Annotated in this window: 19 protein-coding genes; 1 reads left to right on the forward strand and 18 read right to left on the reverse strand. The window is 44.2% G+C overall.

All coding sequences use genetic code 11. The features are described from left to right. From UF75_RS09295 to UF75_RS09345, 12 genes are all read right to left on the reverse strand, one after another. Nucleotides 1-1,128, reverse strand: a 1,128-nt coding sequence (locus tag UF75_RS09295) for a hypothetical protein (protein WP_045574331.1), incomplete at its 3' end; no start/stop codon positions are given. Between the two features lie 242 nt (nt 1,129-1,370). Continuing rightward, nucleotides 1,371-3,956, reverse strand: coding sequence for a LuxR C-terminal-related transcriptional regulator (locus UF75_RS09300; RefSeq protein WP_045574332.1), 2,586 nt, complete (start codon nt 3,954-3,956; stop codon nt 1,371-1,373). 153 nt (nt 3,957-4,109) lie between these two features. Further along, nucleotides 4,110-4,547: a GGDEF domain-containing protein gene (locus tag UF75_RS29965; protein WP_242860180.1), complete on the reverse strand. Its 438-nt coding sequence runs from the start codon at nt 4,545-4,547 to the stop codon at nt 4,110-4,112. Next, on the reverse strand, nt 4,492-4,944 hold the full coding sequence (locus UF75_RS29970) for a 7TM diverse intracellular signaling domain-containing protein (protein WP_052693093.1): 453 nt from the start codon (nt 4,942-4,944) through the stop codon (nt 4,492-4,494). The genes UF75_RS29965 and UF75_RS29970 overlap by 56 nt, the downstream gene beginning before the upstream one ends. Nucleotides 4,945-5,203: 259 nt before the next feature. Then, nucleotides 5,204-6,433: a (Fe-S)-binding protein gene (locus UF75_RS09310; RefSeq protein WP_045574333.1), complete on the reverse strand. Its 1,230-nt coding sequence runs from the start codon at nt 6,431-6,433 to the stop codon at nt 5,204-5,206. 232 nt (nt 6,434-6,665) lie between these two features. Beyond that, on the reverse strand, nt 6,666-6,854 hold the full coding sequence (locus tag UF75_RS09315; RefSeq protein ID WP_045574334.1) for a ferredoxin: 189 nt from the start codon (nt 6,852-6,854) through the stop codon (nt 6,666-6,668). 172 nt (nt 6,855-7,026) lie between these two features. Beyond that, nucleotides 7,027-7,299: a DUF5320 domain-containing protein gene (locus UF75_RS09320; RefSeq protein WP_045574335.1), complete on the reverse strand. Its 273-nt coding sequence runs from the start codon at nt 7,297-7,299 to the stop codon at nt 7,027-7,029. A gap of 376 nt (nt 7,300-7,675) precedes the next feature. Next, nucleotides 7,676-8,494 carry a 3-deoxy-7-phosphoheptulonate synthase gene (gene aroF, locus UF75_RS09325; protein ID WP_052693095.1) on the reverse strand — a complete coding sequence of 273 codons (819 nt, stop codon included), beginning with the start codon at nt 8,492-8,494 and terminating at the stop codon, nt 7,676-7,678. Nucleotides 8,495-8,543: 49 nt separating this feature from the next. Further along, entirely contained in the window at nt 8,544-8,918 is a 375-nt protein-coding gene (gene aroH, locus UF75_RS09330; RefSeq protein ID WP_045574336.1) for a chorismate mutase, read from the reverse strand. A gap of 11 nt (nt 8,919-8,929) precedes the next feature. Continuing rightward, on the reverse strand, nt 8,930-9,346 hold the full coding sequence (locus tag UF75_RS09335) for a HutP family protein (protein WP_045574337.1): 417 nt from the start codon (nt 9,344-9,346) through the stop codon (nt 8,930-8,932). Nucleotides 9,347-9,640: 294 nt separating this feature from the next. Then, on the reverse strand, nt 9,641-10,120 hold the full coding sequence (locus UF75_RS09340) for a hypothetical protein (RefSeq protein ID WP_045574338.1): 480 nt from the start codon (nt 10,118-10,120) through the stop codon (nt 9,641-9,643). Between the two features lie 38 nt (nt 10,121-10,158). Continuing rightward, nucleotides 10,159-11,421 carry an NAD(P)/FAD-dependent oxidoreductase gene (locus tag UF75_RS09345; RefSeq protein WP_045574339.1) on the reverse strand — a complete coding sequence of 421 codons (1,263 nt, stop codon included), beginning with the start codon at nt 11,419-11,421 and terminating at the stop codon, nt 10,159-10,161. Nucleotides 11,422-11,527: 106 nt separating this feature from the next. Between UF75_RS09345 and UF75_RS09350 the strand changes: the two genes are divergently transcribed. Beyond that, a complete protein-coding gene (locus tag UF75_RS09350) occupies nt 11,528-11,794 on the forward strand; it encodes a hypothetical protein (RefSeq protein WP_045574340.1) in 267 nt (88 codons plus the stop codon). Here UF75_RS09350 and UF75_RS09355 read toward each other — a convergent pair. From UF75_RS09355 to UF75_RS09380, 6 genes are all read right to left on the reverse strand, one after another. Beyond that, on the reverse strand, nt 11,791-12,861 hold the full coding sequence (locus UF75_RS09355) for a 4Fe-4S binding protein (protein WP_082075077.1): 1,071 nt from the start codon (nt 12,859-12,861) through the stop codon (nt 11,791-11,793). The genes UF75_RS09350 and UF75_RS09355 overlap by 4 nt on opposite strands. Before the next feature lie 132 nt (nt 12,862-12,993). Further along, complete coding sequence (locus UF75_RS09360; RefSeq protein WP_045574342.1) at nt 12,994-13,713, reverse strand: FadR/GntR family transcriptional regulator; 720 nt, start codon at nt 13,711-13,713, stop codon at nt 12,994-12,996. Between the two features lie 122 nt (nt 13,714-13,835). After that, a complete protein-coding gene (locus UF75_RS09365) occupies nt 13,836-15,158 on the reverse strand; it encodes a (Fe-S)-binding protein (protein ID WP_045574343.1) in 1,323 nt (440 codons plus the stop codon). Between the two features lie 2 nt (nt 15,159-15,160). Beyond that, nucleotides 15,161-16,549: an FAD-linked oxidase C-terminal domain-containing protein gene (locus UF75_RS09370; RefSeq protein ID WP_045574344.1), complete on the reverse strand. Its 1,389-nt coding sequence runs from the start codon at nt 16,547-16,549 to the stop codon at nt 15,161-15,163. 222 nt (nt 16,550-16,771) lie between these two features. Then, nucleotides 16,772-18,454 (reverse strand): lactate permease LctP family transporter, encoded by a 1,683-nt coding sequence (locus tag UF75_RS09375; RefSeq protein WP_045574345.1) that lies wholly within the window; start codon nt 18,452-18,454, stop codon nt 16,772-16,774. 469 nt (nt 18,455-18,923) lie between these two features. Continuing rightward, nucleotides 18,924-20,654, reverse strand: coding sequence for an L-lactate permease (locus UF75_RS09380; protein WP_082075078.1), 1,731 nt, complete (start codon nt 20,652-20,654; stop codon nt 18,924-18,926). Between the last annotated feature and the right edge of the window lie 275 nt (nt 20,655-20,929).

Below are 20,929 nucleotides of genomic sequence, written 5' to 3' on the forward strand. Positions count from 1 at the left end.
TACCGGCGGGCGTCCAACCGTCAGGGGGATATCCTGTGGTGCACTGGCGAAGTCAGTAATATTATCGCCGTTGATTTCTTCGTTGAACAACCGCAGGGTATAGGCCCCTTCCGGCATGTCCGCGGGAAGCGTTATGCTCGCGGTACCCTCTGGCGCTGCCGAGCCACCGCTCAAATCCTTCAGCTTGCTGTAGTATTTTACACTGCCGTCCGCTCCCGTGATCACGCAGGAGACATATTTGCCTGTTCCCGTTACCGCACCGGTATAGGCCACGGAAAGCGTCTGGCCCGATTTGAGGGTGCGGGCGCTTTTATCGATCACGGTGAGGTTGAGACTGGCGGTGTTGGCATCGTTTACCGTCAGCTTGATCACGCCTGTAGGTGCTGCCGCAGACGAAAGGATGCCTGTGGCGTCTGATTTGCCGCCCACTGCGTCGGAGGTGAAGAGAACGTCCGCCGCATTGAGCCGAAAAGCGGGGCGATAGGCCGCGACGGTTCCCACAGCGAAGCCCTCAGGCCAAACGCTGCCCGCATGGTCAACATATGCCTCGCAGGTATCTATGCTGCCCGGTGTCCGCAGCCACCAGTAGGTGCTGTTCGATTTGCGGACCTCGCTGTTCACCTGATTGGCTTCAGCCACGCTCAGCGGCCAGAAAGCCACGTTGCTGAGGGTAACCCCGCCGATGCCGTCGTCATTATAGCCGGTCTGACCATAGTTGGTGGTCCAGCCTAAAGTGCGTGGCAGAACAAACCCATTTTCCCTTGCGTCGGTGATCGCAGCAAAGGCGTTGTCCATCGCCGCTTGCAGGCCGGAGCCGTTATATTTGTTATCTACAGTACTGCCGTTAAACTGTCCGTCAGCGCCAACGCTCTGTCCGTTTTTTAACAGCAGCGTTATGGTATTAGCGGCACTGTACACACCGGTTCCGTTATACCCTATCACGTCCCATTGTTTGCCGGCAAACCCCACGGCAGTGAAAGGGGGCGCAGCGGCGCTCAGCCCGGCCTTGACCGTGCCTGGTCCCGACTGGATATTGACCGCACCCTGCGCCTGTACCGGCATAATCGCGAAGACCATCGCCACGATGAGTGCAAGGGATAAGAATTTATGTATCAGCTTTGCTTTCATTTCGACTCCTCCTTAAATACCATGAACGGGAAAATAAGATGGATATTATTATTCTGTTGCCATGGATTCCCTCATCAATAATCAGCAGCCTATTTATGTTAAAAGATATTAGCATAAATAGGCTCGTCGCACATCGTACCTGAGTACTGCGGAAAGATAGTACAAAAAAGACACATGAAGCTTAAGCTCCCATGTGTCTTTTGATATAGCAGAAATAGCAGAGACTTCAAATTTCCGAATGTTTACAACAGCCCTAATTCCCGAACCAACTTGATACACTGAACGCGGTTTTTTACGCCCAGCTTGGTATAGATGTTGCCGGTATGGGTCTTGACCGTCCGGAGACCGATTCCCAGCTTTTCGCAAATCATTTTATTAGTATCGGCATTTACCATCAGTTCAAGTACTTTTTTCTCCTGCGCCGTGAATTGCTCAGATAATTTTTCAGCCACTTCCGCTGCAACCTCAGCATGGGCCGCCGCGGTTTGCAGCAGGCTATCGCGGATCTGCTCCAGCAGGCTTGCGGCAAAGGCCTTCCGCTCTTTGAAGAAATGATCCCCGGACAGCTTTCCCCTAGACTTTAGGTAAGCCCGTAGTATTTGGGCCATAGGGGCCAACTCATCCAGGTAGCTTCTGACATACCCTTCATTCAGCCCAAGGCTAAGGGATTCGTCCAGATATCTTAAAGCAAGCCGCGTGTGATTATCCCTGAAAGAAAGCAAGGCCAGAATATTCAGCACCTCCACCTGGCTGTGCAGCCTTTTGCTTTCCCCGGTGAATGCCAGGAGCCTTTGCAGAAGAAGCCGCGCATCCTGGGTTCGGTTGATCAAGATCAGGACCCTGGCATAGACAATCAATTCAAATTCCCTGACTCTGTCAATCTCTGTGAATATGCTTAGCTTGCGGGCAGAATACCATTCCCGCACCTTATCTGTGTTGCCAATGTCGATATAAAGTCTGCACCGAAAAGCATCGAGCAGATACAGCCAATGCGTCTTACCGATACTTTGGAGCTGCTTTCTGCCTTCCTCCACGACTGCAAAAGCACCCGATATGTCACCGCCGGCCCGTTTCAGCCGGGCAATATCCACTATTACAGGAACAAGAGCGCCCGGACAGATTGCTTCTCTGGCTTCCTCCAGTGCTTTCAAAAGATAAGGCTGGGCTTCCTCGATCCGGTTGCTTTCATACAAGTATTCGCCAACGGCCAGGGGTGCGTAGCCGGGATTTTTTGATATCATTCTCCGGTAGCTGTCGGCCATCCTGACGAATTGATCAGGAGCTTCCTTAAATAGGCCTGACAGCCTGTTAATGGGGCAGCGGTAAAAGTAAATGTCCGCCGTATTGAAGTCATTGTATTCCGGCATCTTAAAATATCTGCCTCCATCCGTCTCAGCCGCAGAAAAAATCAGCGGTAAGAATCCTAGGTTGTTTTCCCGGATGAGGAGGTTGGCCTCAATCATAATGCACACTGTATCGCTGTACCCTATCCATTCGGTTCCGGTTGCATATTGGTAGCCGTCTTTCAAGGCTTTCATTCTGTCGATCCACTGCCGTGACAGATCAAGTCTGCCCAGCTCCGCATAATACAAGGCATAAATGCAGGCGCTCTTGAAGCTGTTTTCCCGATACTCGGCCGGCAGGCGTTCAATCCAGGTTAACAGCCTATCGAAGTCATTTTTATGAATTAAAGGGTCCGTCTGGTGTTCAATCAGTTCAAAAGCTTCCTGGTAAGCGCCGCCGCTTAAAAAATAGTCGATGGCCTCCGGCATCAAGCTCTGCTCCTGAAACCATGCTCCTGCTCTTTTATACAGTTGGGAAATCTCTTCCGGGAATGTTTCCTGAAGCAGTTTGCGGAGAAAACTTTGAAACAGATGGTGATACCTGTATGCTTGCCTTTGCCCATCCAAATCCGTAATAAAATTATTTCCTTCAGCCATTTCCTCCAGCCAATTGAACCCATGGTCATCACCTGTAACAGCATTGCACAAATCCGGCCACAGGGTGTCCAGAATGGAGATTTTCATGGCAAAACTCAGCTTTTCCGGTCTCCAGTTACTAATTACCTCATCCCTGAGGTATTGGCCGATATCCCGGCTGGAGCGTGAAAGCGCCTGAATAGCGTCGCGCCCGCCGCCCTCCTCTATGGATAGGGTGACGGCGACCAACGCCGCAGCCCAGCCTTCGGTAAAACTCTCCACCTTCTTCAGTTCGGAATTTTCCAGCGTAATCCCTCTCGCCTGATAAAACCTGAATATTTCTTCCTCGCCAAAGCGCAGGTCTTCTGTGTTAAGCCGCTGTATCTGCCACTTAACCCTGTGCCTGGCCAACCCAATCTCCGGTGTTGTCCGGCTGATAAGAACGAGGTGCACAGGGGAAGGAAGATAGTCAATCAGATAAGACAGTCCCGCCAATATAGCGGGATCACGGATGAGATGAAGATCGTCCAGCACAAGGAAGAAGTCGGAGGAAATCTCCGACAGACGGTCGATGAGGATGTTGATGTGGATGTTGGCCTTCATCATCTCCGGAGATGAAAAAGTATATTCTGCGTCCTTGCTGATGCCGTCCGTAATATCCTCAAGGGCGGCACAGACATATTGCCAGAAACTCACGGGATGATTGTCTCCATCATCTAACGACAGCCAGGCATAGGGCAGACCGCATTTGCCCAACCAATCAAGAACCGCGGTGGTCTTTCCGGAGCCTGCGGGGGCCGTGACCAGTATCAGCTTGCATTCCTTCGCCTGTTGGAACTTGGTTAGAAGCTTTTCCCTGCTGATAATATTCTTATAGACCGCGGGTGCACATAGCTTGGCTTTAAGCAATTTAAAGCTTCCTTTCCTTTGACATGCAAATTATTCCGGCCTGCTGCTATTCATAGATTAACCTAAAAAGGATACCCCATTGGTACCGCTGGTAAAATGGTAACACTTAAATTCTTCATTTCTATGCTAATCCCTGCCAATGTCTATTCACTTTTACAATATTCCAGAATCCTTACCAGCTGGAATGACTATGTATTTACTGAGTTCCTTCATAGATTTGCAGGATCTTTCATCTGCGCTGGCTATTAGAATGTCCAAGGAGGTGTTTTCCCGGTATTGACAAAATCCAAGGGTCATCGTAACGCTTTTGCCGATGTCTGCGTGCCAGTATTCCGCTACTGCCCTCCGTATCTCATTAGCTTTTTCAAAAATCAAATCCCATTGAGCCGTCTCTAGGACTATTAAGAATTCCTCGCCGCCCCACCGGCCAATAAAACCACAGTCGCCAATCGCTGTGCTCAATATTGCGTATATACGGACAAGGATTTTGTCCCCTTTAACATGCCCGAACTGATCATTAATGTCTTTAAAATGATCAATATCCTCTGGCAGACAAGGTATAGGCCTGCGTAAAAGTAAAGACTGAAACACCGAACGGAATTAGGGAAGGTGTATTGCTAAGTGTCATTTGATAAATAAAATCATTGATCAAGGTTATCCCTAAACAAGCAAAACCCAGAAGTACGATATTTGCAAAAGGAAATGCCTTCCATACGCCAACAGCCAAGCGAATCATGGCATAGCCTAATAATATTAATGCAAAGACAGCGTAAATCATCAATAACCTGTCAGCAGAACTATAAGGAATCCAGAGGATGAGAAAACCAAACAATGATCCCAGAGCGATGCTGCTCTTGACAAACCATTTGGCGAACAAACCATCCAAAGCATGGTGTAAGAATCCACACAAAGCTGCAAAACCGATAAACACACATAGATAAGCTATTCGTCCATAAACTAAAAAACCGAGATTCAAATGACTTGGCAAGAAGCGTTCTCCTACCAATAACATCCGGAGTGGACATCTATAATATTTCCGCGTGATTTGTCTATTCCCTTCCATGACATTGGAAAAAAGCAAAAACCTAGCTTCTTATTGCGAATTCTGCTTGCTTTTTTCTTGTTGAAAAAGCGGACGTATCTTCCTTTGTAAGTACGCCCGCTCATCTTGACGGATTTTCCTATTCAGTTGGTTACGATAGTAAACCAGGTATTGTTTCAGAACTACTGGGCCAAAATGAAATAGTTTAATGGAAAAATTGCTTTTCCTCATCTACTAAGCCCAATGCAATTTCTACTAAGGCAGTGAGATGCATCATTTTCATACCAAGTTTGTAATGCTTATTCATGTCAACAAACTGGTCCATACAGTTATGACAAGGAATGCACCCAATTGTCGCACCTGTAGCCACTAATTGATCAACTTTAGGTTTGGCTTTTACCATACGCATTGCTTTAGTTTCGGCTACGGCACCCGCTCCCCCGCCAGCTCCACAGCAAAGGTTATACTCCCTGTTAGGAAACATTTCGCGGAAATCCATGACCGTATTATTCAATACATAGCGCTGAGGCTCAACAATCCCCTCTTTACGAACCGTATTACAGGGATCATGTAGGGTTACTGGGATTGTATTTCTGGTCTTATCTAGTTTTAGTGTGCCGTCTTTAATCCAATCGGCATACAACTCCATTATATGGCGGACAGGGAGCTGTTTCCCTTTCCAGTAATCACGAGCAAACACTCTGGTTGATCGGAAAGCATGGCCACATTCTGTGACAATAATTTCCTTAGCGTTTAGCCTCTCTGCTTCTTCAAACATCGGACGTGAAATTGCATCAAATTCATCGTTTTTACCCGTAAACAAACAAATATTAGTAGCATCCCAACGCTTAGAGCTGATCGTAAAGTTTGCTTTGGCCGCGTGGAAAACATTTAATATACTTTGTAGATCAGCTGGATAATGTTTGATCTCCCGAGCATTAAATCCAAAGAAGAAATCTGCATCAGGAACATCTAACGGAATCTTATAGGTCGGATCCTTCAGATCTGCCTGCATCATTTCTTCAATCCATTCTAATGTCTCATCATAATCGATTTGTTCAACACCCATCTGATTACCTGTCCGTATATGATCATCAGCAATCACTTGCAAATAACCGGGAGCCTTTGCCACTTTACCTCGGAAGGCTCTCGTGAGTGCGTTTATATTCACTCCCATCGGACATTCCACAGTACAGCGATTACACATTGTACAATTCCAGATAAAAGGATCATTTTCTGCTTCTTCTCGCATACCCAGGACTACTTTACGTATGAATTTACGAGGGTCCTGATCCTTATGTAGATCACTATATACACAGCCAGCCGTACACATACCGCAAGTAAGACAATTAGAAAAATCATAACCATTCAATAATTCTGCTATTTCATCACGTAAGGTTGGATCTAAACTTTTAATTCTTATTGGTTCTCCCATCTTACGACACCTCCGACATTAAATTAATATTCCTTCGACAATTCTTTTAATTGTACCGTTGAAAATACTTAGTCATCCCAAGCTGTACTTGATTGAACCTATACTCTTTTCTTAAAGAGTATTCATGAGAAACTATGCGCAAATATGTAATGGCCAAAGCTAGATCTTCCTCACAGGGTCTGATCCAAATAAAGCGGATGATAATCATCCGCTTTCACCTAATTAGCACTTGCTATTTGATGGTAATACAGTGTGCTGGGCAGCCCTCGGCAGCTTCTTTGGCGGCTTCCTCACACTCACTAGGGACTGGGTTTGTGTAAGCGATTGCTAACCCGTCGGCTCCCATCTTAAAAACCTCAGGACAGAATTCGGGGCATGATTCACACCCGATGCACTCATCTTGGTCTACTTCAGCAATCATAATGTATCCTCCTCAAAATTTTTTCTCTTTGAGCAAACCCCTCTTCCAGTTTGAAATTTCCTTTCTCGCAGCATTATAAATACACTGAACTGTTGTACGAGCAATTTCTATTTGGTCCTCCGCAATTTGCGACAAAAGACACAGGAGCGTCCCCCTACCACCTTGCTACTGCTTATATGCTCTGTAATTGCTGGCTAATGATTTTCAGCTTGCTTTCAAGCTGCTCTTTTTCTGCTTGCAGCAATTCTTTTTGTGTTTTTAATTCTGTTAAATCAGTTTGGGGGCCTTTTCCAAAATATCTTCGGTGACCAAACCCTTTACCAGAGCCTTGACCTGACCCTATGTCAGTGCCCTTGCCTACAGGATTTGAGTCCTTGCAAAATCCAAAGCCTCTTCCGGTCATGGATCCGCGCCCCATTTGACCTGTTCCATCTCTTCCTGGCATCTGAATTACCTCCTTACGGTTATTGACATATGCCCCTTACAATTTAAATTATACTATGATTTGAACATATGTCAATAACCGTTTTTACTCCTTATTAAATTTCTGAATCAACGTTGTTGCATACCTGAAACAGAATGAGCTTCTTTGCCATGATGCAAACAGAAGCTTCCCAAAAGTTCAGCGAACTATTGAGAAGCCTCTAAAATTTACCCATACCCATGCCGGTGAAGGGATAACACGAAGGTAGCATTTAGGTAACGCAAGTCATTAAAAACGATAATTTAAGCATTAAATTCACTGAACAAAGGCAAAGGCAAAGGCCACAAATCCGTCTTCAATTCGGTTTGTGACCTCTCAGCCCACCTGCCATTTAATATTATTCCTTTAATCGTCCCACGGCTTTGGCTACAGGCCCTACCCTCTCCATGAGTTCAGCAAAATGTTCAAAATTCAGGGACTGATCTCCATCACTTAAGGCAAGTTCTGGTTGAGGATGAACCTCGATTATTAGACCATCCGCTCCGGCTGCAATTCCTGCCAAAGCCACCGGGTTGACCAGTGACCATCTCCCAGTCCCATGACTCGGGTCTAAAAATACTGGGAGATGCGTCAGTTCTTTTAAGGCAGGAATTGCCGCAATATCCACAGTGTTACGGGTATACGTCTCAAAGGTCCGAATCCCTCGTTCACATAATACAACCTGATCGTTTCCTTCTGCCATGATATACTCCGCAGCGAAAATCCATTCTTCGAGAGTTGCAGCCAAACCGCGTTTTAACAATACCGGATGTTTGGATTTTCCTATCTCGGTTAAAAGCGAATAATTTTGCATATTTCGAGATCCTATTTGTAACATATCCGCTACTTCCGCAATCCGCTCAATGTCGCGAGCATCCATAACTTCTGTAACCACAGGAAGCCCTGTCAATGCCTTGATCTGGCCTAACATCTCCAAGCCACCTTCTCTTTTACCACGAAAAGAATAAGGGGAGGTCCTTGGCTTATAAGCCCCCCCTCGGAGTATTGTTGCACCAAGTCGTTGAACTTCCAGAGCAGTACTCAACAACTGTTCATAACTTTCAATCGCACAAGGACCGGCTACTACAACTAATTCTGAGCCGCCGATGATAACATCCCCCACTCGAACTGTCGTGGTTGCTTGCTGTTTAGTTTGCCGTCGAGCGATTAGATTCACCGCGCACTCCTTCTTCCTCTACAATAATCTATTGGTCCATGAGTTTATTTTAGGAACTACTATCGGCCTCTATAAGATCTTTACGCAATATCACGGCATTACGCAAAAAGATGTGCCGAATATCCCTTTGGCAACGATTAGTATTGACATGTAAAAGCACCCGTATACAATGTGGAAGTGCTCCGGGTACTGGTATTTCTGTCGAACAAAGCAAGGGTACTAACTGCCAACCTATTGCACGGGCGCTCGATGCTGGGAAATCTGCATTTAAATCTGGGGTAACCGTGAAAATTGCACTCACTAAATCCTCTGTGCAAATAGCATTTTCCTGGAGAATGATTTGCAATAGTTCCTGGGTTGCTTCACGGATCTCCTTTTGATCATTCCGTTCTACCGTTGTTGCACCTCTAATTCCTCGCATCATGCCCACCCCCCCTATTCTTTAGGAGCAACGCGATGTCCTAAGCCTACTGCTACTTCATCTAAATGCAGGAGCCCAATTCCAAAGAATACCGCTACACTCAAATGATCGCTCTGACGTGCGATCCCAATCTTGCCGCCAATATTCAAGCCCATAGCTTTATTCATAATTTGACTTAAGGCCTCGCGAGTAGCACCGGCTACAGCCCCTTCATCCCCATGTGTTTCTTGAATAGCTCCTTCACGTTTGGCCGCCACTATGGCACGTTCCACGATCTTGCGAACCGAACTAATATACTCTCCTCCATAATCGACCGCAGCAGTTTTAACCCCAAGTCGATGATATGACTCTTTTAATTGAGCTTCTTCTTCTCGGCTTTCTGTCATAGCCATTCTTAAGGCTGCGAGCGCAATCTTTTTACTTTGTGCCATTTACGCATTCTTCCTTTCCCACGAATTAACCCCACTTTTATACACGCCTGGCAAAGTTAAGTCATCAAAGCACTGTGATAGTAAAAAGGATCCCCTGGATATAACGTATAGAATGGTAGAAAAAGACACTGAACAGTGTCTTAAATTTCCGATTAAACCATCCCACCATTCTTCTTCTACATAAACGCGGAACATTCCATTCTACCGTTCTACCCTCCTTTTCTCATGAATGAGAAACTATCCTACTATATGATTTATGGATAATTATAGTACGCCAACAAGTGCTTTGCAACATTAAGGTCTTACACTCACATTCAGTTGATTACCTTGCACCACAAAAATTTGGTTAAGACGCGGCTCAAGTAATTGGGGATCTTTTTTAAGAACTTGAACCTGTACGCGCTGAGATATTCCTGCCCCATCTAGTTGGATTTGACCCGATTGAACGCTTAATTGTTGTTCCCCTTTTGCTAAAGTCGCTATCACTTTGCCATTTTGGATCACACGAACTGGCATAGCAGGTACCGCTTTTAGTGTTACATTCCAGATATTCACAGCTTCTACTAAGGTGGATTTTTCAAGAGGGGGCAGATCCAGCGGAGGAGCTTCAACCCTTTCCGCCATCGCCATATAAAATTCCACCGGGTCTCTCGTGGCACTTAACTGCATCAAAACAAGGACTACCGATGCCAAGACCATCACGCGAATGATCCGACGTTCTCCCTGCTGAACAATATTCCACATCCACTCTAACAGACTTCCTCTTCGACGCACTTTGCATCACCTCGAAAAAAGTGTATGCAGGAAATGTCTTAATCAGACCACGGTGAAGCAACCTCATGAGTTGCAAACCCTGCCCGATAGCCCATAGCAAATGCAGCCTGAAGGTTATATCCTCCCGTAATACCGTCGACATCTACCACTTCGCCAGCCCAATAAAGCCCTTGAAGACATTTAGAAGCCATTGTCTTAGGGTTAATTTCTTTTACATCCACCCCACCGGCTGTTACAATTGCTGTCTCAATGGTAAGAGTGCCAATAATCGTGATGGGCAACTCTTGTAACAATCTGACCAAGTATTTTCGTTGTTCGCGGCTGATTTGATGCACTACCCCTTCCGGGTTAATGCCACTTAAACGGATCATGACGGGAATTAAGCTTTGGGGTAAAAGGTCATCGAGAGCGTTCTTGAACTGCTTGTTACTATACTTTTGAAAATCCCGTTGAACTCGAGAATCTAATTGTTCCTGGGAAAGGGCCGGTTTGAAATTAATCCTTAACTCAACCTTTTCCCCGGCCCGCAGCGCATCCCCAGCTCGACGGCTCATCGTTAAAATAATGGGGCCGGAGACCCCAAAATGTGTAAATAACATTTCCCCAAACTCGGTTATTTGCTTCTTGCCTGCTATCCACAACGACCCCTCCACGTTTTTCAAGGCTAATCCTTGAAGTTCCTTCACCCAACTTTCCGCCGTTTTAAGTGGAACTAAAGCGGGTCTGGGGTCGATTACTTTGTGCCCAAGTTTGCGGGCGAACCGAAAACCATCTCCACTTGACCCGGTTGCTGGGTAGGATAAACCTCCCGTACAAATGATTACCACAGGGGCCAAAAAGCTTTGCTGACCATTTCCTCTTACACCCCTCACATGACCGTCCTTAACTAAGATCTCCTCTACCGAAAATCCTGTTCGAACCTCTACTCTAGATTCTGTGAGAAAGGTTACCAAAGCCTCTACAATCTTTTCTGCATCATCCGAAACTGGGAACACACGCCCTCCACGCTCAACTTTCGTCTCGACTCCGTATCGAGCAAAAAACTCTCGCAAAGCCACGTTATCAAAACCTCTTAAAATGCCGTGTAGGAAACGTCCATTGCCTGGATAATGGCTGATAAAATCAGCAACATTTTCTTCGTTCGTTATGTTACAACGTCCTTTTCCGGTAATCGCGATCTTCCGTCCTAGACGTTCTTTCTTTTCAACTAAGAGAACCTTTGCGCCCCCTTTTGCAGCTTGTCCAGCGGCCATCATACCTGCAGCCCCGCCGCCAACCACAATAACCTGATACTCGTTCATAGTTTATTCCTTTCTTGTTGGCTTTTGCCCTTAGAACTCTTCTATGCTAAAATTATCAATATCCCTAAGTCAATTGACTAAAGATCTAAATTTGGAGGAATGCTTTATGAGTCTCGACCAACGAACGATTGCTTTAACCCAAATCTCTGCAGCTGTAGCCTGTAATGCCCTTGCAACCCTTCGTGTTGCAGTCACAGAGGCCTTAGCCCTAGGTTTAGCTGCACAGGAGATTGAAGAAGTCATTAATCTGGCTAAAGAAATTCAACAACAACCTATATCTCATGTAAGCCATTTAACCAATCAACTTTTGCGGGAATCCAAGAAACATCCGCACGAGCACAGTGACCAGTGCGGGTGTGGATGCGGGAACTAGTTTGAGAAAAAACTACGATTCTCAGGATCGCTGGTAGCGCATACAAGACACAACTCTGCTTTATCAAAAATTCGTTTGCCACATCGAGTGCAATAGCTTGGCTGACCCTCATGAATCAGTATTTTACCGGTTAATAAACGATGTGACAATGATTTAAGACCAAAGGACAAGGCTTGTGGTGGACAAGTTTCTACACAGCGCTGGCAATGGACACACTTTTGGGGTTCCAAAATAAGTCGCAGTGAGAGGATCTTTTCCTCTTTGTCCTGTTCTTCAGTACTTGGATTAAGATCTCGAGTTTCTCTCTTCTGCAACGCGCCTTGTGGACATATCGCAGCACAAACGCCGCAATTTGTACAACTATCCGCAACAGTTAAAGCCCTATACGGAATTTTCCCATCTGGAGTCTCCCCCAAAACTTCAATCAACCACTGACGCGATTTTGGCATTGAATAAATTTCGTCCCCGGCTAAGCTGGGCAGCCATTCTTCCATCTTCTCCAGGCTCCTTTGCCTCCACCCAGACTTTGTTACCCTTTTATTTGAGACAGGGGCTTTAACCGTAGGTTCTAGTTCGACGGCACTGCCATCATCTGCACGAACTTGGATTTGGACAGTTGGATGCTCCGGCCAGTCCAGATGAACCTCTTTAAAAACCTTGACACTCGAAGCACAAGCATGCCGATCATCACACTCCGAACAAACACCCGTCATGAGCGTGACGGACTTTTTCTTAGCTAATATCATGAGGGTCATCCAACGATCTCGATCAAAAATTCCCAAACATGGGATCTCAAAACCTAGTGGTCTTGCCTTAGGACAATTTAAAATTATTTTTTCATTCTCGATTAGAAAATCATGAAGTTTATCCATCGTTCGATCCGCAAATCCGTCGCTCGGGCAAACGGCCATACATACTCCACATTCTGTACAACGTTTTGCTTCCAACTGACGATATTCCGAAATCGCTTGATGCGGACAATGCTCTATACACAAGCGACAAGCTCGCGCATAAGGTTTTTTTGAATTAAGACAGTTCCCATTGAAATATACCATTTGACATGTCATCATTTTATCCTCACTATCGCAATCCTAACCATGACTATTTATTCGCTTTTAATCCATAATTTCCTCTAATAGCCCATAACAAGCTACTTTTCCAATAAAGGGACGGAAACATGTTTAGTGTTTCCGCCCCTTTTAGTCTATATCCATACTTAAATACCTTGCCAACTGTTTCTCCACGCCGAGCAAATGATCTAACATAAACTTTTGAGCATTTTCTATTTCATGATTTTTAATCGCCTTATAAATCTTACAATGTTCATCATATAATTTCTTAGGAGTCTCACCGTGTTCGTATAGTCTACTGCGACTAGTTTTCAGGGTCTTTTGCATAGTATCCGAGAGTGTGTTCATGAGACGAATCAGAATTTTGTTATGCGTCGCCCTTGCAATTGCATAATGGAATTGATGATCAGCTTCTTCCCCTAAACGATGGTTCTTAAGGTCCTTACGCATGGTTTCAAGTGTATCAAACAAATCTTTGATCTCATCTTCTCCCGCTCTCTCTGCAGCCAATCCCGCAGCCTGAACCTCTAAAATTTTGCGAGCTTCATAAAGTTCCAAATCCGAATCCGTTTCAATAAATAGCATCCATGCGAGAGGGGTAACTACGGATTCGATATTAACCTGCCTAATATAAGTTCCTTCTCCAGAGCGTACTTCAATCAAACCCATCATCTCCAGAGCACTAATAGCTTCTCGGATCGAGGCACGACTTACTTGAAACCGCTCCACCAATTCACGTTCTGAAGGTAACCTATCACCGGGTTTTAACTGTCCTTCAGCAACTAGATGTCCAACTTGGTCAACAATCTGCTCATAGATTTTCCGGGTTTTTATGGGTTTTAAATTCACCCTAGTTTCACTCCTCGTTAAATCTCTATCCAGACTTTATACCACACATCAGTTTACCATAAATTTGGAATAAATAAAACATGGAAACACTTATATTGTTGAGTGTTTCCATGTTTAACCGTCTAGTTTGGAGTGATACCACCCTTTTTGAGCGTATTAGCTTTTTTACCTGCCCGATAAGATTCTGCTAAAATTTGGATTGTGTGAACGACTTCTTCTTCAATCCCAGCATTCTCTACCCCACTTTTCAATTGCAAGCGGCAGGCAGGACAACCCGTTGCTACAGTGTCCGTGTGAGTTAGGGCAATATCAGCTGTTTTATGATCCGAAATCTGTACTGAAAGATCTGGGTGCACGATGCTAAACGATCCGGCCATACCACAACACCGACCCGGTTCTTTCATTTCAATCACTTCAACTCCGGGAATACTATTTAAGATTTCGCGTGGTTCACGGCTTATCCCTTGACCACGGTTTAGGTGGCAAGGGTCATGATAAGTCACTTTACGTTGAACACGACCTAAGCCTTCCTTTTTAAAGGGTACTTTATGAATTAGGAACTCAGAAATGTCATACGACTTTGCAGCCCATTTATCCGCCAAAGCCTTGAATTCTGGGTCATTCTCCAATAGTTCTGTAAAGACATGCTTCCAAGCGGTTCCACCTGAAGAGCAGGCCACGACTAAGGCATCGGCACCCAATTTTTCAAACGCACGCAAATTGCGTTTTGCCAAGGCGCGCGCTGAAACAACGTCCCCATTAACTGAAGCGGGGATCCCGCAACATCCCTGGCCCCTTGGTATAACAACTTCTATATCGTTTTCATTAAGCACCTCGACCACAGCCTTACCGATATCTGTGTAGAAATAGTTGATCATGCAACCCGTGAAAAAGGCCACTCTCATTTTTGGGTTGTTAACCCGTATAACTTCTGGAAACTCTGATCGCAACGTCTTTTTCGCTAACATTGGAAACACTTTTTCTGTTCCAATTCCAACATCAAAACGCATCCGTGCGATCCGATCACTTTTATGAGGCAAGTGCTTTAAGGCTACACCTTGGAATATGCTACCAGTCTTCATGCCCAGATCAAATAAACGCTGCATCTTTAAGGCAGTAAACGCAATTTTCTTGACCGAATGTAGCCCTTTTTTGCGTACAGCTTCTGCCCTAGCAGCTAGAATAATTTTATCAAATCTGACCCCACAAGGACAGTTAGTATTACAGGCCATGCAGGTAGTGCAAAGAGAAAAGCGATCAGCTAATCCTTCAGTCATGTCAAGTTCCCCTGCAAGGAGGTACTCTACTAAGCTGATCTTACCTCTTGCAACTCCCACTTCTTGACGAGTTTCTTTATAAATTGGACATACGGCCATACAGTTTCCGCACTTCATACATTTATGGAGTTCATCGGTAATCGAATCCAGCGAATTATATACGGACACGATTAGTCCCTCCTTACAATCTTCCCAGGGTTCAACAGATAGTTGGGATCCAGGGCTTCTTTTATTTGTCGCAATGCCGCAACACCGGCTTCTCCAAATTCCCAATCTAGATATTTCATTTTGGCAATCCCAATCCCGTGTTCCCCTGAAAGAGTTCCCCCCAAAGAAATTGCTGCTTGGAAGATTTCGTCGACGGCCAGGTGAACTCGTTTCATTTCATCCTCGTCCCGTTGATCCGTAAGAATCGTAGGATGTAAATTCCCATCCCCAGCATGCCCGAAGGTAGCAATTAGGAGACGATGCTTTTCGGCAATCTTACGAATTGCTTTGAGCATATCAGGAATTTTGCTTCTTGGAACCGTCGCATCTTCTAAGACAGTTGTCGGTCTTTTCTGAGCAAGGGCGGGCAGGGCACTACGACGAGCCAGCCACAAAAGATCACGTTCTTGATCGTTCTTGGCAATTTTCACCTCAACTGAACCCTCTGCTTGTAAAATTTGCTCCACCAAAACCGCTTCTCGTTCAACCACTTCTTTGTACCCATCTACTTCAACCAATAGAACAGCTTCAGCATCCATTGGCAATCCCGCATGCACAAAATGTTCTACGGTTTGAATGGTCGCGTTATCCATAATTTCGAGGGTTGCTGGGATGATCTTATTCCGAATAATAGAGGCAATGGCATTTCCAGCCTTATCGAGGTTATCAAAAACAGCTAGAATACTTTTCCGAGTTTCTGGAGCTGGTATTAGCTTCACAATGATTTCTGTGATAATCCCCAGCGTTCCCTCAGCACCCGTAAAAAGGGCGACTAAATCATAGCCTGTGACGTTTTTAACTGTCTTTCCACCCCAACGGATGACTTCTCCATTTGCCAAGACCAATTGTAAACCCATAATATAATGCTTCGTAACTCCGTATTTCAGTCCACGCAATCCACCCGAACATTCGGATACCGAGCCACCCATGGTCGCTGTAGTGACGGTTCCAGGATCCGGTGGATACAACAAACCCAGTTTGGTCACTTGATCATTAAGCGCTTGAATAATCACTCCAGGTTGAACAGTTGCCGTTAGATTGTCCTGATCTACTTCTATAATTTTATTTAGATTGAGCATAGAGAGAACGATTCCTCCCTGAGTAGGAATGGTTCCTCCACTAAGATTGGTTCCTGAACCACGTGGATAGATTGGGATTTGATATCGTCCAGCAATTTTCACAACCTCTGACACCTGTTCAGTAGAAAGGGGCGAAACTACAACATCCGGTTTATGATGTTTCATAGCGGCCGTTGCGTCATAAGCATAGGTCAGTAAATCTTCCTGCTCTGTGAGGACGTTTTCAGCGCCGAGCACTTGAACAAGCTCTTGTAAAACTTCACGAGCTAACATCTATTTACCCCCTTAAAAAATATAAATGAAACAATATTCTTCTTTGTCTGATGGTCAGACCACTCTTTAACTCTATATTAATTCAATTTAATAGAAATTTCAATATAAAATTTTAATTCTTTTTCAAAATAATAGTGGGAAGCGTATTAATAAAATGCTCCCCACTATTATCAAATTCTACTTTTACATTTACTGAAGATTTAGATTTTACATATCAGTTGTTTAGTGTATGAGTGAGGCTATTGTCGGCAAAATGCCAGCAATCTTCGGAATCATACCTTGTAGTACATATGCTTGGAGATAAGTCATGATGCAAACAAGAAGTAAGAGAAAGACTGAATGTTTAAGTGTAAAACGGAAGAGGTCAGATTCTTTTCCAACTAAGCCAGTTGCTGCTGCCGCAACGGCAATCGATTGTGGTGAAATCATTTTTCCAACAACACCACCGGAGCTATTTGAGGCAATGGTTAAAACAGGATTAACTCCAACTTGTTGAGCTGTAACGTTTTGTAGTTGGCCAAATAAAGCGTTTGCTGATGTATCTGAACCCGTTAAGAATACACCAAGCCAGCCAAGAACTGGAGCGAAGAATGGGAAGAAGTGACCAGTTTGAGCGAACACTAGACCGAGAGTATAAGAAAGTCCAGAATAGTTGGCAATATAAGCAAAGCCAAGTACTGACCCGATCGTTATGGTGGGATAAACGAGTGTCTTCAAGGTGGCGCCTGCCACTTTGGCTCCTCTAGCTGGGCTAACCTTAAGTATAAACATGGTAATAATGGCAGTGATTAGAATCGCTGTCCCTGCAGCCGCAAAAAAATCCCACTTGTAACTAGCTGCATAAATTGCCGGCTTATTAACAATTGGCATAGTTTTTATGACTAGGCCATCTAACCCTGGCCAATGTGGAATGTTTACAAACCACTTAAGTTGACTTGTAACAAACGTTTTAAAGCCTACTGTCCCCCAAATTCCTACCAGGATCGTAAGAACTAAAAACGGAGACCATGCTTTAAGTATTTGACCGCCAGAATATTTTTTGTATTGCTCTACCTTTTGGCCCTTCTCATTTGGGAAGCGCCAAATATTTTTTGGTTTCCAGAATTTAAGCAAAATAGCTGTAGAAAGGAGGGAAAATAGCGAAGAAATAATATCGGGGAGCATAGGTCCAAGGTAATTTGAAGACCACCACTGGGCAACAGCGAAGGTGGTACCAGAGACAGCAATAGCAGGAAGGACCTCTTTTGCCCCTTTCCAACCGGCCATTAAAATAATTAAATATAAAGGAATGAATACGGAAAGGAAGGGAAGTTGACGACCAACGGCAGCAGAGATGATATTAGCGCTGACTCCGGTTACTGCACCCGCTGCAATAATTGGAGCACCAATTCCTCCAAAAGCAACTGGAGCTGTATTTGCAATCAAGCAAAGACCGGCAGCATAGAGTGGTTCAAAACCTAGTCCAATCAGGATCGCACCAGTGATTGCAACTGGAGTACCGAATCCAGCGGCCCCCTCTAAAAACGCACCAAACGAAAAGGCGATAAGCAATGCTTGAAGACGTCTGTCATTGGATAAAGAGGCAATTGAACTTTTAATAATATCAAATTGTCCAGCTTCAACAGTAAGGTTATATAAGAAAACGGCGGTTACAATAATCCAAGCAATAGGGAATAATCCATTTAGGATTCCGAGTACACTTGCCGAAAGCGCAAGCCCAACTGGCATCTTGTAAACAAGCACAACATCAATAATTGTCAATAAGAGCGTTGTGCTCCCAGCGATATGACCTTTCATGCGTTTAATGGCTAGCGCCCAAAATAGATAAAAAATTGGCAGGGATACGACTAAGGCAGTAAGTCCTAGGTTATTTCCTAGTGCGGCATAATTTTGTGTCCATGGCATAGTTAATTCCACCTTCATTTACGTATTATTTGAACATCTCTGTATCATTTTGGCCTTTACTCGATTTATTATACTCTTCTATATTTTTCCTCCTTTATATCACATTAATATGAAGAAACGGCCTAGCTACATGGCTGTCAGACCACTTACTAAGTTTAAAACTTTATAACAGAAAATGCAATAGTCCATTTAAATATAATATTTCTATTATTTTACTTATATAGGACTTATCCGTTAAATCAAAATAGAGTGACTCCTTGATTTTGTCTTTAAATTGAATAATTTATAAAGTCTAAATTGTCAGTAAAACGCAATAATTTCGCAATTAACTAAAGAATGAAAGTATAAAAAGCAGTGAAACAGAACATGGACACCTACTTTTAGAAGTGGGTGTCCTAGCATGGATTAATAAGAAAAAAGGGCTGACCTAATTTTACTTAGGTCAGCCCATAAAACAATTATGAACAATTTACATATTAGGTATCATCCATGTAAAGACATACGCTTGTAGCCAGACCAAGATGCCCATAAGAATCGCCAACACAACGCTATGCAAAAATACTTTCCGGAAAATAACTCCGATAGCGTTGACGCCTTCTTCAGGGTCAGAATAGCAGGCAGCCGTAGCAACCGTAATACTCTGAGCATCAATCATTTTACCCATAACTCCACCGGTGCTGTTTGCTGTTACAATCAAGAGCGGGTTTAGCCCTAATTGTTGAGCCGTGATCTGTTGTAAGCTTCCAAATAGCGAGTTCGAAGCTGTATCGCTACCTGTTAGGAAAACCCCCAACCAACCAATCATAACTGCAAAGAATGGATAGAGCGAACCGGTTTTAGCAAAAGCCAAACCTAGGACAGCATCCGTTCCAGCATAACGTGTCATGTAACTAAGACCCAAAACTAAGGAAATAACTGAGAGAGGTATTTTCAGACGAACAATCGTTGTGACAAAAATCTCTTTCCACTGAGCTGCAGTAACTTTAAGAAATAAAATTCCTGTGATGAACGCTGCAATCAGAATCCCTGTTCCCGCCATGGTAATTAGATTGAAGCTATACACAGCTGCTTCTCCCGCTTTAGCTACAGCAGTCGGAGAAACCGGTGCTGTTCTGAAAACTACACCATGTAAAAAGGGAACCTTGAAACTAGGATTAAACAGACCGTTTAAGAAAGTCTTGATACTTGGAACGCCCCATAAGGCAACGAAGATTGCCAGGAAAACCCAAGGCATCCAAGCCTGCAATAATACCGGCCAAGAATGTTTCGGTACAACTTTTGCTTTACCAGGATCCCTGCCATCCATTTTTGCATAAGCCATTTCATTAGTAATAATATTCTTGGGTGTCCATACTCTCAAGAACAACGAAGTGATAATAATACTCACCATTCCAGCTCCGATATCGACAAGCATCGTCATGCCTGCTTCAGCCATCAGGAACTGAGTAGCTGCAAAGGATGCACCGGTTACGAGGATAGCAGGCCATACTTCCCAAACATCTTTCCATTTTCCTTTTTCCATTAAGACCAAGGTCGCTACCAACCAAAAAGGAATCAATATAGAAAAGAACGGTAATTGTCTGCCCGCCATTTGAGTGATCAAGCCGTCTGGAATTTTCGTAATTGCAGCAAGGGTCAGAACCGGAGTCCCGATTGCTCCCCATGCTACAGGCGCTGTATTAGCGATTAAGCAGATTACAGCTGCCGTCAGAGGACGGAAACCTAAGCCAACCATGATAGCCCCGGCCACCGCCACAGGTGTACCGAAACCTGATGCGCCTTCAATAAAGGCCCCGAAACTAAAAGCGACAAGTAGTGCTTGTAAGCGGCGATCCGCAGTAATTCCAGCAATGGAATCTTTAACGATTTCGAACTTACCAGTAACAACAGTCATTGTATATAGAAAAATAGCCCCAAAGACAATCCAGCCAATTGGGAATAACCCACTAAGAACTCCTAGCCCAAAAGCCGCTGCAGCGGTAGTTGCTGGCATCTTCATTACGAAAACGCATACTAAGAAGGCGACGAAGGCCGCGATTGCTGCAGCATATGGAGCATAAATACCTAATAATTTTTCGCCATTTTTTGCTTTATGAGGATGAAGGGCTAAGAAATAGAGCAAAGTCACAATAGGAACAGCCGCCATAATTACAGATAACCAAAAGTTACCCGTGGGGTTATAGTTTTGCAAATACTTCAATACTTGAACCTCCTTCAAATTTAAAATAAGTACGATATTCTATTAGAAAAAATTCATCAATCACCCCCAAAATTTTAAAATTTTCACATAATACTATTTTAATTGTCCTTGTTTACATTAATACTTAAAATAAACTATACGCTTTATTCGTAGATTTTGACTTTAAAGCTTAGCTGTTATTAAAGTGTATCACTTTCTAAATATTCTAAATTTCTCAAACTATATGTAATAATCAGCTAGCTTAACTCCATATTATAATAGAAAACTTAATTGAT

Origin of the sequence: Desulfosporosinus sp. I2, assembly GCF_000960765.1 — a bacterium.
Lineage (GTDB): Bacteria > Bacillota > Desulfitobacteriia > Desulfitobacteriales > Desulfitobacteriaceae > Desulfosporosinus.